This window comes from Tumebacillus avium (assembly GCF_002162355.1).
GTDB classification, from domain to species: domain Bacteria; phylum Bacillota; class Bacilli; order Tumebacillales; family Tumebacillaceae; genus Tumebacillus_A; species Tumebacillus_A avium.
In genome coordinates this window covers 3,253,581-3,267,500 of the sequence record NZ_CP021434.1, presented here as the reverse complement: position 1 = coordinate 3,267,500, position 13,920 = coordinate 3,253,581, and the positions used below count along the sequence as shown (strand labels likewise).

The 13,920-nt window shown below is 55.1% G+C and carries 9 protein-coding genes, 21 tRNA genes and 3 rRNA genes (1 of these 33 cut by a window edge); 1 reads left to right on the top strand and 32 read right to left on the bottom strand.

Annotated elements, in window-relative coordinates; genetic code table 11:
• A 23S ribosomal RNA gene (locus CBW65_RS15880) occupies positions 1-1,006 on the bottom strand (it extends 1,990 nt beyond the left edge of the window).
• A gap of 160 nt (positions 1,007-1,166) precedes the next feature.
• A 16S ribosomal RNA gene (locus tag CBW65_RS15875) occupies positions 1,167-2,713 on the bottom strand.
• A 361-nt stretch (positions 2,714-3,074) separates the two neighbouring features.
• Here CBW65_RS15875 and CBW65_RS15870 point away from each other — a divergent pair.
• The gene (locus CBW65_RS15870; protein WP_087457665.1) at positions 3,075-3,554 is read left to right on the top strand and encodes an NUDIX domain-containing protein; all 480 of its coding nucleotides are present in this window, start codon (positions 3,075-3,077) and stop codon (positions 3,552-3,554) included.
• 43 nt (positions 3,555-3,597) lie between these two features.
• Here the strand turns inward: CBW65_RS15870 and rrf are convergent.
• From rrf to murB, 30 genes are all read right to left on the bottom strand, one after another.
• Positions 3,598-3,714, bottom strand: a 5S ribosomal RNA gene (gene rrf, locus CBW65_RS15865).
• The 16S, 23S and 5S rRNA genes sit together here with 21 tRNA genes alongside, the layout of an rRNA operon.
• 66 nt (positions 3,715-3,780) lie before the next feature.
• Positions 3,781-3,857: transfer RNA gene (locus tag CBW65_RS15860), tRNA-Ile, on the bottom strand.
• Between the two features lie 7 nt (positions 3,858-3,864).
• A tRNA-Gly gene (locus tag CBW65_RS15855) sits at positions 3,865-3,939 on the bottom strand.
• A gap of 106 nt (positions 3,940-4,045) precedes the next feature.
• Positions 4,046-4,121: transfer RNA gene (locus CBW65_RS15850), tRNA-Ala, on the bottom strand.
• An 8-nt stretch (positions 4,122-4,129) separates the two neighbouring features.
• A tRNA-Arg gene (locus CBW65_RS15845) sits at positions 4,130-4,206 on the bottom strand.
• 22 nt (positions 4,207-4,228) lie between these two features.
• Positions 4,229-4,304: transfer RNA gene (locus tag CBW65_RS15840), tRNA-Lys, on the bottom strand.
• Positions 4,305-4,374: 70 nt separating this feature from the next.
• Positions 4,375-4,451, bottom strand: a tRNA-Asp gene (locus CBW65_RS15835).
• A 3-nt stretch (positions 4,452-4,454) separates the two neighbouring features.
• Positions 4,455-4,530, bottom strand: a tRNA-Met gene (locus tag CBW65_RS15830).
• Positions 4,531-4,601: 71 nt separating this feature from the next.
• A tRNA-Val gene (locus CBW65_RS15825) sits at positions 4,602-4,677 on the bottom strand.
• Between the two features lies 1 nt (position 4,678).
• Positions 4,679-4,755 (bottom strand) — tRNA-Glu (locus CBW65_RS15820).
• 2 nt (positions 4,756-4,757) lie between these two features.
• Positions 4,758-4,832 (bottom strand) — tRNA-Gln (locus CBW65_RS15815).
• Positions 4,833-4,854: 22 nt separating this feature from the next.
• Positions 4,855-4,931 (bottom strand) — tRNA-Met (locus tag CBW65_RS15810).
• A gap of 4 nt (positions 4,932-4,935) precedes the next feature.
• Positions 4,936-5,028, bottom strand: a tRNA-Ser gene (locus tag CBW65_RS15805).
• A 19-nt stretch (positions 5,029-5,047) separates the two neighbouring features.
• Positions 5,048-5,124 (bottom strand) — tRNA-Ile (locus CBW65_RS15800).
• Between the two features lie 7 nt (positions 5,125-5,131).
• Positions 5,132-5,206: transfer RNA gene (locus tag CBW65_RS15795), tRNA-Gly, on the bottom strand.
• A 147-nt stretch (positions 5,207-5,353) separates the two neighbouring features.
• Positions 5,354-5,429, bottom strand: a tRNA-Phe gene (locus tag CBW65_RS15790).
• 19 nt (positions 5,430-5,448) lie between these two features.
• Positions 5,449-5,525: transfer RNA gene (locus tag CBW65_RS15785), tRNA-Asp, on the bottom strand.
• Between the two features lie 9 nt (positions 5,526-5,534).
• Positions 5,535-5,610: transfer RNA gene (locus CBW65_RS15780), tRNA-Val, on the bottom strand.
• Between the two features lies 1 nt (position 5,611).
• A tRNA-Glu gene (locus tag CBW65_RS15775) sits at positions 5,612-5,688 on the bottom strand.
• Positions 5,689-5,692: 4 nt separating this feature from the next.
• A tRNA-Arg gene (locus CBW65_RS15770) sits at positions 5,693-5,769 on the bottom strand.
• Positions 5,770-5,788: 19 nt separating this feature from the next.
• Positions 5,789-5,864 (bottom strand) — tRNA-Lys (locus CBW65_RS15765).
• 2 nt (positions 5,865-5,866) lie between these two features.
• Positions 5,867-5,958, bottom strand: a tRNA-Ser gene (locus tag CBW65_RS15760).
• A 233-nt stretch (positions 5,959-6,191) separates the two neighbouring features.
• Positions 6,192-7,268 carry a cell division protein FtsZ gene (gene ftsZ / locus CBW65_RS15755; protein WP_087457664.1) on the bottom strand — a complete coding sequence of 359 codons (1,077 nt, stop codon included), beginning with the start codon at positions 7,266-7,268 and terminating at the stop codon, positions 6,192-6,194.
• Between the two features lie 56 nt (positions 7,269-7,324).
• Positions 7,325-8,557, bottom strand: a complete 1,233-nt coding sequence (gene ftsA / locus CBW65_RS15750; RefSeq protein ID WP_087457663.1) for a cell division protein FtsA — start codon at positions 8,555-8,557, stop codon at positions 7,325-7,327.
• A gap of 116 nt (positions 8,558-8,673) precedes the next feature.
• Complete coding sequence (locus CBW65_RS15745; RefSeq protein ID WP_198299633.1) at positions 8,674-9,033, bottom strand: small basic family protein; 360 nt, start codon at positions 9,031-9,033, stop codon at positions 8,674-8,676.
• Positions 9,030-9,770, bottom strand: coding sequence for a DUF881 domain-containing protein (locus CBW65_RS15740; RefSeq protein WP_087457662.1), 741 nt, complete (start codon positions 9,768-9,770; stop codon positions 9,030-9,032). The genes CBW65_RS15745 and CBW65_RS15740 overlap by 4 nt, the downstream gene beginning before the upstream one ends.
• A gap of 16 nt (positions 9,771-9,786) precedes the next feature.
• The gene (locus CBW65_RS15735; protein ID WP_087457661.1) at positions 9,787-10,536 is read right to left on the bottom strand and encodes a DUF881 domain-containing protein; all 750 of its coding nucleotides are present in this window, start codon (positions 10,534-10,536) and stop codon (positions 9,787-9,789) included.
• Between the two features lie 2 nt (positions 10,537-10,538).
• On the bottom strand, positions 10,539-11,333 hold the full coding sequence (locus CBW65_RS15730) for a cell division protein FtsQ/DivIB (RefSeq protein WP_198299632.1): 795 nt from the start codon (positions 11,331-11,333) through the stop codon (positions 10,539-10,541).
• Between the two features lie 233 nt (positions 11,334-11,566).
• A complete protein-coding gene (gene murA / locus CBW65_RS15725; RefSeq protein WP_087457659.1) occupies positions 11,567-12,823 on the bottom strand; it encodes a UDP-N-acetylglucosamine 1-carboxyvinyltransferase in 1,257 nt (418 codons plus the stop codon).
• 13 nt (positions 12,824-12,836) lie between these two features.
• A complete protein-coding gene (murB, locus tag CBW65_RS15720) occupies positions 12,837-13,754 on the bottom strand; it encodes a UDP-N-acetylmuramate dehydrogenase (protein ID WP_087457658.1) in 918 nt (305 codons plus the stop codon).
• Positions 13,755-13,920 lie beyond the last annotated feature (166 nt).

Below are 13,920 nucleotides of genomic sequence, written 5' to 3'. Positions count from 1 at the left end.
CCCGGGGAGGGCCCCTAGCCCAATCAGTGCTCTACCTCCATGACTCTCACTCTAACGCTAGCCCTAAAGCTATTTCGGGGAGAACCAGCTATCTCCGAGTTCGATTGGAATTTCACCGCTACACCCAGCTCATCCCCGCACTTTTCAACGTGCGTGGGTTCGGACCTCCATTGCATTTTACTGCAACTTCATCCTGTCCAGGCGTAGATCACTCGGTTTCGGGTCTACGACCGCGAACTTTCGCCCTCTTCAGACGCGCTTTCGCTGCGGCTCCGGCTTCTCACCTTAACCTCGCCCGCGATCGTAACTCGCCGGTTCATTCTACAAAAGGCACGCCGTCAGGCATGAACGCCCTCCGACTGATTGTAGGCACACGGTTTCAGGTTCTTTTTCACTCCGCTCCCGCGGTGCTTTTCACCTTTCCCTCACGGTACTGGTTCACTATCGGTCGCCAAGTAGTATTTAGCCTTGGGAGGTGGTCCTCCCTGATTCCCACGGGATTTCTCGTGTCCCGCGGTACTTGGGGTATCGTCTCGGAGTCTGTTAAGTTTGGGGTACGAGACTTTCACTCTCTTCGGTCAGCCTTTCCAGACTGTTCACCTACCCAACAGATTTGTAACTCCATTCGGCGGACAGTGCGAAATTTACCGAATTCGCTGTCGCTGCTTCGATAAATTTGGCACTGTCCACCGATGAGACGCCCCGCAACCCCGCATGGCCGAAGCCACACGGTTTGGGCTCTTCCCCGTTCGCTCGCCGCTACTAGGAGAATCACTATTGTTTTCTCTTCCTCAGGGTACTTAGATGTTTCAGTTCCCCTGGTCTACCTCTCAACACCTATGGATTCAGTGCTGAGTGACACTCCATTACGAGTGCCGGGTTGCCCCATTCGGATACCCCCGGATCAACGCCTGCTTACGGCTCCCCGAGGCATTTCGGTGTTTGCCCCGTCCTTCATCGGCTCTTGGCGCCAAGGCATCCTCCGTGCGCCCTTCGTAGCTTAACCTAAGTTAACGCTTCGAAAGTACTGCATTTCAAACATGTCTTGACTCACTATTTCGCTATCCAGTTTTCAAGGAACACCTTGAGGGTTTGATCCCCCAAAACTAAACGAGTTGTTGTCAGAGATTGACGCAAGTCTATTCGAAAAAATCTTAAATCCTTAGAAAGGAGGTGATCCAGCCGCACCTTCCGATACGGCTACCTTGTTACGACTTCACCCCAGTCATCGACCCCACCTTAGACGGCTGGCTCCTTACGGTTACCTCACCGGCTTCGGGTGTTGCCAACTCCCATGGTGTGACGGGCGGTGTGTACAAGGCCCGGGAACGAATTCACCGCGGCATGCTGATCCGCGATTACTAGCAATTCCAGCTTCATGCAGGCGAGTTGCAGCCTGCAATCCGAACTGTGAGCGGCTTTTTGGGATTGGCTCCGCCTCGCGGCATCGCAACCCTTTGTACCGCCCATTGTAGCACGTGTGTAGCCCAAGACATAAGGGGCATGATGATTTGACGTCATCCCCGCCTTCCTCCGGTTTGTCACCGGCAGTCAATTGTGAGTGCCCAACTGAATGATGGCAACACAATTTAGGGGTTGCGCTCGTTGCGGGACTTAACCCAACATCTCACGACACGAGCTGACGACAACCATGCACCACCTGTCACCGCTGCCCCGAAGGGAAGGTCTATCTCTAAACCGGTCAGCGGGATGTCAAGTCTTGGTAAGGTTCTTCGCGTTGCTTCGAATTAAACCACATGCTCCACTGCTTGTGCGGGCCCCCGTCAATTCCTTTGAGTTTCAGTCTTGCGACCGTACTCCCCAGGCGGAGTGCTTAATGCGTTAGCTTCGGCACTGAGGGTGGTACCCCCCAACACCTAGCACTCATCGTTTACGGCGTGGACTACCAGGGTATCTAATCCTGTTTGCTCCCCACGCTTTCGCGCCTCAGCGTCAGAAATCGGCCAGCAAGGCGCCTTCGCCACAGGTGTTCCTCCACATCTCTACGCATTCCACCGCTACACGTGGAATTCCCCTTGCCTCTCCGATCCTCAAGCCATCCCGTATCCAAGGCAATCCCAAGGTTGAGCCTTGAGCTTTCACCCCAGACGCAAATGGCCGCCTGCGCGCGCTTTACGCCCAGTGATTCCGGACAACGCTTGCCCCCTACGTATTACCGCGGCTGCTGGCACGTAGTTAGCCGGGGCTTCCTCCTCTGTTACCGTCAGGGTGTGAGCGTTCTCTTCTCACACTTGTTCTTCACAGAAGACAGAATTTTACAACCCGAAGGCCTTCATCATTCACGCGGCGTTGCTCCATCAGGCTTGCGCCCATTGTGGAAGATTCCCTACTGCTGCCTCCCGTAGGAGTCTGGGCCGTGTCTCAGTCCCAGTGTGGCCGGTCACCCTCTCAGGTCGGCTACGCATCGTCGCCTTGGTGAGCCGTTACCTCACCAACTAGCTAATGCGCCGCGGGCCCATCCGACAGTGAAGCGAAAGCTTCTTTCTCTTCTCCCTCATGCGAAGGTGAAGCCTATCCGGTATTAGCACTCGTTTCCAAGCGTTATCCCGGTCTGTCGGGCAGGTTGCCCACGTGTTACTCACCCGTCCGCCGCTAACATCTTCGGAGCAAGCTCCGAATCAGTCCGCTCGACTTGCATGTATTAGGCACGCCGCCAGCGTTCGTCCTGAGCCAGGATCAAACTCTCAATAAAAGTTGAAAAAGTTTGTATCTCTGACTCGCATCAGATCTCTGTAACACTCGTTTAGTTTTCAAGGATCAAGTACAGGATGTACATTGTCCAACGTTGCGACAGGACGTCGCGTTCTTAGTTGGGCTTCTACTGATTGCCGCCGAAGCGACGTTTACTAATATAACACGTTGCGCTCAAAAGCGCAACTGGAAAGTGCTTCATCTTCCGTCATCACCGCGTCTCTCGCGGCGACAAGGATTAGCTTATCATGTCCCATCCAGACTCTCAATTCCGCTGCTCGAACAAACTGAAACAAAATAGCGGCAGGATCGAGCTTCTGCTAGTCGAATCGGGATAGGATGACACGATAGGAGTGAAAGCGATGCACCCAATCAATCTCATCCGCCCGATGAATCTCGCCTTTCTCTTTCACGATGATGAAGTATTGATGATCCATCGAGGCGCCCATAAGAAGATCTGGCCAAACAAGTGGTCAGGTGTTGGCGGCAATGTTGAGCCACACGAGTATCAGGACTTACAGGGTTCTGTGCTGCGCGAGATCTACGAGGAGACCGGGATCTCGTCGGGACAGATCGAAGATTTGACGCTGCGCTATATGATCCTGCGACAGCGTGACGATGAATTGCGGCAGTTGTATGTATACTTCGGCCGCACCGCAACAAAAGAAATAACCCAAACGGACGAGGGGCATTTGAAATGGATCTCTCGAGATGAGTGGTTCGAGCTGGACTTGATCCCGACCAATCGGAAGATGTTAGAGCATTACCTTAAGTATGAGCACGAGTCGGATGTGTACATGGGGATCAACATTGAGGAAACGCCGGTGTGGATTCGAATGTAAAATGCAAAAAGACCCGATCCGTAACGGATCGGGTCTTTCGATTGCCTAGCGACGTCCTACTCTCCCAGGACCCTGCGGTCCAAGTACCATCGGCTCTGCAGAGCTTAACTTCTGTGTTCGGGATGGGAACAGGTGTGACCTCTGCGACATTATCACTAGACGTACAGGATGTACAGTCGATCGACGTTGCGACAGGACGTCGCTGATCTTAGTCGATCTACCTTATTGGTGGGCCCAAGAAGATTCGAACTTCCGACCTCACGATTATCAGTCGTGCGCTCTAGCCAACTGAGCTATGGGCCCTTATTAATGGAGCGGAAGACGGGATTCGAACCCGCGACCCTCGCCTTGGCAAGGCGATGCTCTACCCCTGAGCCACTTCCGCATACAGGATGTATGCGTCCCGCGTTGCGACAGGACGTCGCGTTCCTAGCGGGGCTACCTTCCAGCGTTGCGACAGGACGTCGCGCTTTTAGCTGGACTTCCTTAAATGGTGGAGATAAGCGGATTCGAACCGCTGACCCCCTGCTTGCAAGGCAGGTGCTCTACCAACTGAGCTATACCCCCGTGTTACATGGCGTGCCCAGAGAGATTCGAACTCCCGGCCTTTTGATTCGTAGTCAAACGCTCTATCCAGCTGAGCTATGGGCACATATTAATTTGAAAGAAAACAGTGGTGAGCCATGAAGGACTCGAACCTTCGACCCACTGATTAAAAGTCAGTTGCTCTACCAACTGAGCTAATGGCTCACGTACAGGATGTACCGTGTCCCGCGTTGCGACAGGACGTCGCGCTTTTAGCGGGGCTACCATCCTTAAATGGCGGAGCTGACGGGATTCGAACCCGCGGTCTCCCGCGTGACAGGCGGGCATGTTAGGCCACTACACCACAGCTCCATGTGGTTGCGGGGACAGGACTTGAACCTGCGACCTTCGGGTTATGAGCCCGACGAGCTGCCAACTGCTCCACCCCGCGATGACACGATGTCTGAGTGCCGACGTTGCGACAGGACGTCGCTGAACTTAGTCGGCCTTCCTTTGTAAAAATGGTGGAGGTTGACGGGATCGAACCGCCGACCCTCTGCTTGTAAGGCAGATGCTCTCCCAGCTGAGCTAAACCTCCATGGTGACTCGTACGGGATTCGAACCCGTGAATGCCGCCTTGAAAGGGCGGTGAGTTAAGCCGCTTCTCCAACGAGCCATTGGCTGGGGAGGAAGGGATCGAACCTTCGCATGACGGAGTCAAAGTCCGTTGCCTTACCGCTTGGCGACTCCCCAACGAATTTCTTTCTTTTAAAGATGGTAGCGGCGGAGGGATTTGAACCCCCGACCTACCGGGTATGAACCGGTTGCTCTAGCCAGCTGAGCTACACCGCCACGGTGGCGGAGAGAGGGGGATTCGAACCCCCGAGACGTTTTAGGCGCCTACACGATTTCCAATCGTGCTCCTTCGACCAAACTCGGACATCTCTCCAAAAGGTAAGTTGTAAAAATGGTGGGCCCAAGAAGATTCGAACTTCCGACCTCACGATTATCAGTCGTGCGCTCTAGCCAACTGAGCTATGGGCCCTTTTAAATGGAGCGGAAGACGGGATTCGAACCCGCGACCCTCGCCTTGGCAAGGCGATGCTCTACCCCTGAGCCACTTCCGCATACAGGATGTATGCGTCCCGCGTTGCGACAGGACGTCGCGCACTTAGCGGGGCTACCTTCCAGCGTTGCGACAGGACGTCACGTACAGGATGTACAGTGTCCAGCGTTGCGACAGGACGTCGCGCTTTTAGCTGGGCTACCTTAAATGGTGGCTCGGGACGGAATCGAACCGCCGACACGAGGATTTTCAGTCCTCTGCTCTACCGACTGAGCTACCGAGCCATGTTACTATTTTTTTAAGTGGCGGAGCTGACGGGATTCGAACCCGCGGTCTCCCGCGTGACAGGCGGGCATGTTAGGCCACTACACCACAGCTCCATGTATAGATGGTGGAGGTTGACGGGATCGAACCGCCGACCCTCTGCTTGTAAGGCAGATGCTCTCCCAGCTGAGCTAAACCTCCATGGTGACTCGTACGGGATTCGAACCCGTGAATGCCGCCTTGAAAGGGCGGTGAGTTAAGCCGCTTCTCCAACGAGCCATAATGGCGTGCCCAGAGAGATTCGAACTCCCGGCCTTTTGATTCGTAGTCAAACGCTCTATCCAGCTGAGCTATGGGCACATATTCATTTGTAAAACAGTGGTGAGCCATGAAGGACTCGAACCTTCGACCCACTGATTAAAAGTCAGTTGCTCTACCAACTGAGCTAATGGCTCACTGGCGGAGGAAGAGGGATTCGAACCCCCGAGACGGTTACCCGCCTACTTGATTTCGAGTCAAGCTCCTTCGACCGAACTCGGACATTCCTCCGTGATACATCGTGCGTTTTTCGTTGTCTCACCGTGTGTCTCTCGCGGCGACAGGTATTAATATATCATGTTCCTACCCAGCACATCAAAGCATTATGCCTCCCAAATCCGCACAAAACAGCTCGTTTCAGCAAACCATCTCACTCACACTCACGTAACAACCACAATATCTTCACATATCTCCATCTCCCGAAACAAAAAAGAGACTCCTGCAAAGGAGTCTCTCATCATGTATTAGCGGTTGTTGCGGCGCAGGAACGCCGGGATGTCGAGGTTGTCGGAGCCCGCGTTATTGCCTGTGCCAAACGACTTGATGTCGGTCTTGTTCAGCGCCGGTTTCGGCTGTGCCGGGCGCTCCTTGTGCTCAAAACCGGTCGCGATCACAGTCACCACGATCTCTTCCTTCAGATCCGGGTTGATCACAGCACCAAAGATCATGTTTACTTCCGGGTCAGCTGCCGAGGAGACGATATCGGCTGCTTCGTTCACTTCGAACAGGGACAGGTTGGTGCCGCCTGCGATATGCATCAGGACACCGCGTGCGCCGTCGATCGAGGTCTCGAGCAGCGGCGAGCAGATCGCTTTCTTTGCCGCTTCTGCAGCCCGGTTCTCTCCGGAGTGTACACCGATCCCCATCAGGGCAGAACCGCGTTCCGTCATGATGGTCTTGACGTCTGCAAAGTCGACGTTGATCAGGCCCGGAACGGCGATCAGGTCGGAGATGCCTTGAACACCTTGACGCAGTACGTTGTCCGCTTCGCGGAACGCTTCCAGCATCGGGGTGTTCTTGTCGACGATCTCCAGTAGACGGTCGTTCGGGATGACAATCAGAGTATCAACTTTTTCCTTGAGGTTCGCGATGCCCGTTTCCGCCTGGTTCATGCGGCGACGGCCTTCGAAGGTGAACGGCTTGGTGACAACACCAACCGTAAGCGCTCCGAGTTCTTTCGCGATCTCTGCGACGACAGGCGCCGCACCAGTGCCGGTGCCGCCGCCCATGCCTGCGGTTACGAAGACCATGTCTGCGCCACGCAGCGCGTTCATGATCAGTTCCTTGCTTTCCTCCGCTGCTTTCTTGCCGATATCAGGGTTCGCACCTGCGCCAAGTCCACGCGTGAGTTTTTCGCCGATTTGCAGGCGATGTTCTGCTTTCGAGAGGTGCAGTGCTTGCGCATCGGTGTTGACCGTGATGAACTCAACACCTTTGATGCCCGCTTCAATCATTCGATTGACAGCGTTGCATCCGCCGCCGCCGCAGCCGATGACCTTTATCTGAGCCAGAGCCTCTACATCGAGATCGAACTCCAACATATATCCTTGTTCCTCCTCACTAACTAAACCCAAGTTGTTACAAAATGTGCTGCGACTTAGATAAACTCGTTAAACCAGTTCTTGATCTTGTCGACGAAGCCCCCGCCTTGATTGCCGCCGGCTTTACGACGCGGCGCTGCTGCTGCAACTTCCACCTTGTTCGTAAAGTTACGCGCAACGTTGCGGATGATCCCCACACCGTTGATGAACGAGGAGTCTTTGACGCCAAGGAAGTCCGGGATTGCCACGCGCACAGACGATTCAAGTTCAACCTCTGCGAGCTTGTCCACAGCCGGAAGGTTGGCCCCTCCGCCGGTGAGCACATAGCCCCCTGCCAATTCCTTATAGCCCATCTTTTCCAGCTCTTGGCGCACCATCATGAAGATCTCCTGCAGGCGCGGCTCAATGATATGGGCCAGATCGACTTGCGAAAATTCCTTGTCTGCGTTGCCGCCGACACGGGACACCTTGAAGGTGTGGTCCGGCACGCTTTCGTTGACAAGCGCGCAGCCGTTGCGCAACTTGATGCCTTCCGCCGCCTCTGTCTGCGTGCGCAGACCGATCGCGATGTCGTTGGTGACGTGGTCGCCGCCAACCGGAAGCACGGTGGTCGCCTCCAAAATGCCTTCTTTGAAGACCGAGATGGTCGTCTGTCCGGCACCGAGATCAACCAGGCCGACGCCGAGCTTTTTCTCGTCGCCGGTCAGAGCGACGGTGCCTGCTGCCAGCGGAGCGAGCACAAGTCCGGCAATCTGAATACCTGCCCGTTCCACGCAGCGCACCAGGTTGTGAATGATGGTGCGGGAACCGGTGATGATATAAGCATCAACCTCAAGTCGCACCCCGATCATGCCGCGGGGATCTGAGATATCTGTCAAACCATCTACAACGTAGCCCTTGGGGACCACATCGATAATCTCACGCTCCGGAGGGAGCGCGATCACACGCGAAGCTTGCAGCACGCGGTCGATGTCCTCATCGCCGATCTCGCGATTGGGAGAGTTGACAGCGACAACACCATGGCTGCTTTGAAGGGAGATATGATTGCCAGAGATGCCGATGTACGCAGAAGATATTTGAATGCCGACCATTCGTTCCGCATGATCGATCGCGGCGCGAATGGATTGAACAGTCTTATCTATATCAACGATTGCACCTTTACGTATACCGTCACCGTCAGCAGAGCCAACGCCGATAATCTGTATCTCCGTGCCAGTCACTTCGCCAATAATGGCCCGCACCTTGGATGTTCCTATGTCTAAGCTGACGATGATATCGCCGTTTGTCAAGCGGTGGCACCTCCCTAGTACTATGCCAAACTATTCTTTATACCAGTTTTTAAATTCAACGTCTTGTGTCGATTCCCTTTTTTTCGGAACGATTTTCTCTAAAAAAGTTCTGCGCTTTATAAAGTTTTTTCAGAAGGTTTACGGGAACGAGTTACCATCAGTCGGCGAATCGCGGCGATGTTGTTAAACAAACGCACGCCAAACGCGAAGACAGCAGCCAGATACAGGTCAACGCCGAGCTGCACCCCGATAAAGGCCAGCAGCGCCGCCAGCAAGGTGTTGAAGAAGAAACCGCTGATGAAAACGCTGCTGTCAAAGTGGCGCTCCAGGCTGGCCCGGATGCCGCCAAATACGGTGTCCAGCGCCGCCAGGATCGCGATCGATAAATAACTGCTGTACTGCAGCGGTACCGACAAGTTGAAGGAAAGTCCAATAAACACGCCTAGCATCAAGCCAATGACCGGAATCCAGATCATAATTTCTTCTCCCCTTCAGGATGCGCGTACTGATATTGCACCGCGTCATCGTCATACGGCGGAATGACGATCGAACCGTCTTCCACTTCATTCACTGTGATCTTCTTGCCCATCTCGGCAAACGGCTGCGGGAAGATGCTCAGGCCAACTTTCATCTGATCGACATTGCCAACCGCCTTGATGATGATTTTTTCCGGCGAGACCATGACGGTGTTCACCTGCAGGTTGTTCTCATCGATCGAGCGAATGGAGCTGAAGGAGACGATACGGTGATTGTTGACAGAAATCGCCTTAGCTTCATTGCCTTTTAAGTAGTTCACAACACGAAAGAGATAATCGCCGAGCAGCGAGCGGTACAACGAAAGGTTATTCGAGTCCTTGACGGCGATCAGGTCAAAATCGTCTTCGATCGTCACGATGACCCCGTCGCCCTTGATTTCGCTCATCCCGGCTTGCTGTTTCACTTGCTCCAGTTCTTCGGCCAGCGTGCGCACCAACTGGCTCTGGTTGCCTTTCTGGCTCTCCAGACCGCGCACTTTTGCTTCCGTCTCGCGGATTTGCATCCGCAAAAACTGCTGGCGCTCCGTCTCCTGATTGAGCTCGGTCGTCAATTGCAACGTATCCCCGGCCGCACTGGAATCCAGTTTCGGGCGGTTGATCGAAGTGAACTGAACGGTCATCATGACGCCAAGCAGCGTAGCTACGACAGCAAGGCTGATCTTGTTGTTGAGTTTCACCGTTTCCCCACCCTTTCTATTTGTCTTCGTGCAACCCGTTAAAGTCGCCGGAGTAACCGTTGATCGACACCGACAGGCTTTTCTTTGGGGGCTGAATGGTCAGCGTGCGGTACCGGAAAATATCGAGCACGCCGCCCTTCAACGTCATCGCCGCTTCCAGACGCTCTTTGTTGCCGATCGCGCGGATCTCAAACGGACGGTTGATCTTTTGACCGTTGATCTTGATCACCGGACCGATGCAGATGATGCCTGTCGTCGAAGAGATGCGCTGATCGTTGATCTGCACCGCTTCCGCACCGGCGATCAACAGTTCGTTGGTGACGTTCATCAGGTCGGAATCATGGACGATCAACAGCTCCGGGTCCCAGTCTTTCGGGACGTCTTTGACCATGCTGTCATCGATCGTAAAGGTGATCCCTTCGCCTTTCAAAGGCAGAATGCCCGACATGACGCGGTATTTGCTCAGCTCATCCTTGAGGTCAGGCGATTCCTGCTTGGCGAGATCGCCCGCCTTTTCTTCCAGTTCAAACATCTGCTTCTTGAGCTTCTCCAGCTCCGCTTCGTACTGGCTGTTGGCCTCTTTGACCTTGTTCAGCTGGTCGGCCGTATATTGGGCCCGCGGGTCGTACACATGCGCCTCGTCCATCTGGAACTGGGCGGCTGCGCGGGTGTTTTTATATTGCATCGAAAGCATCAGGCCGAGAATGACGGAGATCACGGTAAGCGAAACGGTCAGTTTGACACGCGGATTCGTTTTTTTAGGCATGCTCAGTCTCCCTTCTGTTCTTCAGGCTTGAAGTTCTCCATGTAATTCGCTTCGAGCATGTTGATGATGCCGGGCTTGGTGTCGGCCGGCAGAGCGCCGCGGTACGCCAAATATGCTTTCATCTTGTCGGCAAACTGGCGCGGCGGGATGCGCACTTCAAACTTGTCGCGCATGAAGATGCGCCACGGGCCTTCCGCTGTCACACGGACCTCCGAGATCTGATCGAGCACCGCCCGGTCGACCTCCGGAATCTGTTTGACCAGCTCCAGCACATCCCGTGAACTGACTTTCTGTCCGGGCGTCAGCTTGCCCGGGCTGTCCTGCGAGATCACCGGCATCTGTTCTGCCTCCAGCTTCTTGGTGCCGGTGAGCACCGTGCCATCCTGCAAAATGCGGTACAGCATCGCATCGCGCACCATCAGGCCGGCGACCTTCTTCTCGACGACGGCGATCACGACTTCTCCCTTCCACGATACCTGTACATCCACCGACTGCACAAGCGGAAACGCGCTGATCAGCTTGTCTTGTACATCCCCTTTGTCCACTGAGAGCAGGCTCATGCCTTTCTCGACTTCCGCCGTGCGCAGGATCTCCTCATAGCGCAGTTGATGATTCCCTTTCACTTCTAAAGAGGACACCTCAGACAAAGGCGACTGCAAAAATCCGGCGACGAGCAGACCGCCGAAAAAGACGACAACAAAAAGCAACGCCTTCCGATTCGGGCGGCGCTTTCCTTTTGGTGACTGATGCTGTTCCGCATACGATTCTAAGACGGTCGGCGGCGGCGTTTTAGGCATGTCAAGACCGGCTCCTTTTATAATTTGCTTTACTTCCGTTCCTACAGAAAAACGGCATATGCGTGAGATATGCCGTCCATATTGCTTCATTATATCATGATTAACTCGCTTTTCAATAAGCTGATAGTCTCATAACCTTCGACAAATTTGACAATTTACCCCAACATATTTTGACAAAAAACGAGACGGTGCATCATGATCGATGCACCGTCCCGAATATACTGTACTGTTTGTTATTTCTGCACGCGCCAGATCTTCGCGCCGAGCTGTCCAAACATCGCCTCGACCTGCTCATAACCGCGGTCGATGTGGTGGACGTTCTCCACGTAAGTCGTGCCGTTTGCCGCCAGACCGGCCAGGATCAGAGCGGCGCCTGCGCGCAGGTCGGAAGCTTCGACCGTCGCGCCGGTCAGTTCGGCCACGCCTTCCATGATCGCCGTGCGCAGGTCGACTTTGATGTTCGCTCCCATGCGCCGCAGTTCGCTGACATGCTGGTAGCGGCCTTCAAAGACCGACTCGGTCACCATCGAGGTGCCAGCCGCCACCGACATCAAGGTCATAAACGGCGACTGCAGGTCGGTCGGGAAACCCGGATAGTAGGTCGTCTTGATGCTGTCGATCGGCTTCGGACGCCCTTCCATCTTGACCTGCATCACATCGCCTTCGACCGTTACGACCGCGCCGGCTTCGCGCAGTTTGTTGATCACGACCCCGAGGTGCGCGGCGTTGGTGTTCTGCAAGGTGATATCGCCTTGCGTCACCGCCGCTGCCACCATCATCGTGCCGGTGACGATCCGGTCGGGAATCACGCGGTATTCCACCGCTTCCAGACGGTCGACACCTTCGATGATCACCGTGTCATCCCCGGCTCCCTGCACCTTGGCGCCCATGGCGTTCAGATAGTTGGCCAGGTCGGCGATCTCCGGCTCGCGGGCCGCATTTTCGATCACCGTCGTGCCTTCTGCAAACACCGCCGCCATGATCAGGTTCTCTGTCGCGCCGACACTTGGGATGTCGAGATGAATCTTCGCGCCGCGAAGCCTGGTCGCCCGGCAGTCGATATAGCCGTGTTTCTCTTCAATCGTTGCGCCCAGCGCCTGCAGCCCTTTGAGATGCAGATCGATCGGCCGTGAGCCGATCGTGCATCCGCCCGGCTTGGAGACGCGAACGTGTCCGAAGCGCGCCAGGATCGGCCCCATCAAAAAGATCGACGAGCGCATCTGGCGCATCAGGTGTTCCGGCACCTCCGTGCTCTGCAAAAGCGTGGCGTCGATGCGAAGCGTTGAGCCTTCCGCGTTCACCTTCGCGCCGAGCTGCCGAAGAATCGTTGTCATCACGCGAATATCCTGCAGGTCGGGAACATCTTGGATGGTACTCTCTCCGTGTGCCATGACACTTGCGGCAAGAATAGGCAATGCCGCATTTTTAGCGCCGTGAATCCGCAGAGTCCCCGTGAGTCGATGCCCGCCTTCGATGGCCAAGCATTCCACCGCGTGTCACCCCCTATTGTGTCTCCTCTCCAACGATCCGCACTTCAGGGTGAAGTTCATAGCCGTATTTTTGCTTAATTGTGCGTTGCACAAGTTCGATTACTTGCAGGACATCTGCTGCTTTTGCGCCCCCGGTGTTCACGATGAAGTTTCCGTGGAGTTCCGAAATTTGTGCCCCACCGATGCGCGTGCCTTTCAGACCGGCCTCCTCGACGAGTTTGCCCGCGTGCGTGCCATCCGGGTTGCGGAAGACGCTGCCGCAGCTGGGCATCGCCAGCGGCTGGGTGGCTTGGCGGCGTTCCCGCCAGCCTTTCACCCGCTCGCTCATCTCAGCGGCATCGCCCGGATGCAGGCTGAAGCTTGCATCGAGGACGATCGCCGGCCGGTCTTTCAGCCGGGAATAGCGGTAGTCGAAATTGAGGTCAGCGTGCGCAAGATGAACGATCTTGCCTTCTTCGGTCAACACGCGGCACTCTTTCAACACGTCTTTCACCTCACCGCCGTGTGCTCCCGCATTCATCATCACAGCACCGCCGACCGTGCCCGGGATCCCCGTGGCAAATTCCAGTCCGCCAAGCCCGCTGCGAATCGCATGGTTGGCTGCGGAAACGAACGAGCGCCCGCCTTGAGCTGTCAAGGTTTGCCCTTCGATCTGCAGCTCGGAAAAATTATCGCCGAGCTTCAGTACGACACCGCGCAGCCCGCCGTCCTTCACCAGCAGATTCGAACCTTTCCCAATCACGTACCAGGGAATCTGATGTTCATGGGTCAGCTCCATGATCCGTACGAGATGTTCAATTGTGGTTGGCAAGACGAACACGTCCGCCGGGCCGCCGATCTTCCAGGAGGTGTGCTTGGAAAGCGGCTCCTCCAGCAGCACCGTGCCGACATCTTCGTTTGCAAAAAGGGATTTCGTCTGCTCTTTCTTCATGTCGTACCTCCAGATCAAACCTGACAAGATAGGTGAACTCTTTCTTCCGCACTTCGTATCCCCATGATATGGAGGTCGCGGAAAATATGTGACATCTGCCTAAAACCAAACAAAAAACCTGAGCCGCAAAGCTCAGGTAGACACTGCGAACTTTACATCCATTATA

Bases quoted from the DNA above. Each gene is read 5' to 3' on its own strand.
- CBW65_RS15870 (WP_087457665.1), top strand. From the start codon at position 3,075: ATGCACCCAATCAATCTCATCCGCCCGATGAATCTCGCCTTTCTCTTT.
- ftsZ (WP_087457664.1), bottom strand. From the start codon at position 7,268: ATGTTGGAGTTCGATCTCGATGTAGAGGCTCTGGCTCAGATAAAGGTC.
- CBW65_RS15745 (WP_198299633.1), bottom strand. From the start codon at position 9,033: ATGATCTGGATTCCGGTCATTGGCTTGATGCTAGGCGTGTTTATTGGA.
- CBW65_RS15735 (WP_087457661.1), bottom strand. From the start codon at position 10,536: ATGCCTAAAAAAACGAATCCGCGTGTCAAACTGACCGTTTCGCTTACC.
- CBW65_RS15730 (WP_198299632.1), bottom strand. From the start codon at position 11,333: ATGCCTAAAACGCCGCCGCCGACCGTCTTAGAATCGTATGCGGAACAG.
- murB (WP_087457658.1), bottom strand. From the start codon at position 13,754: ATGAAGAAAGAGCAGACGAAATCCCTTTTTGCAAACGAAGATGTCGGC.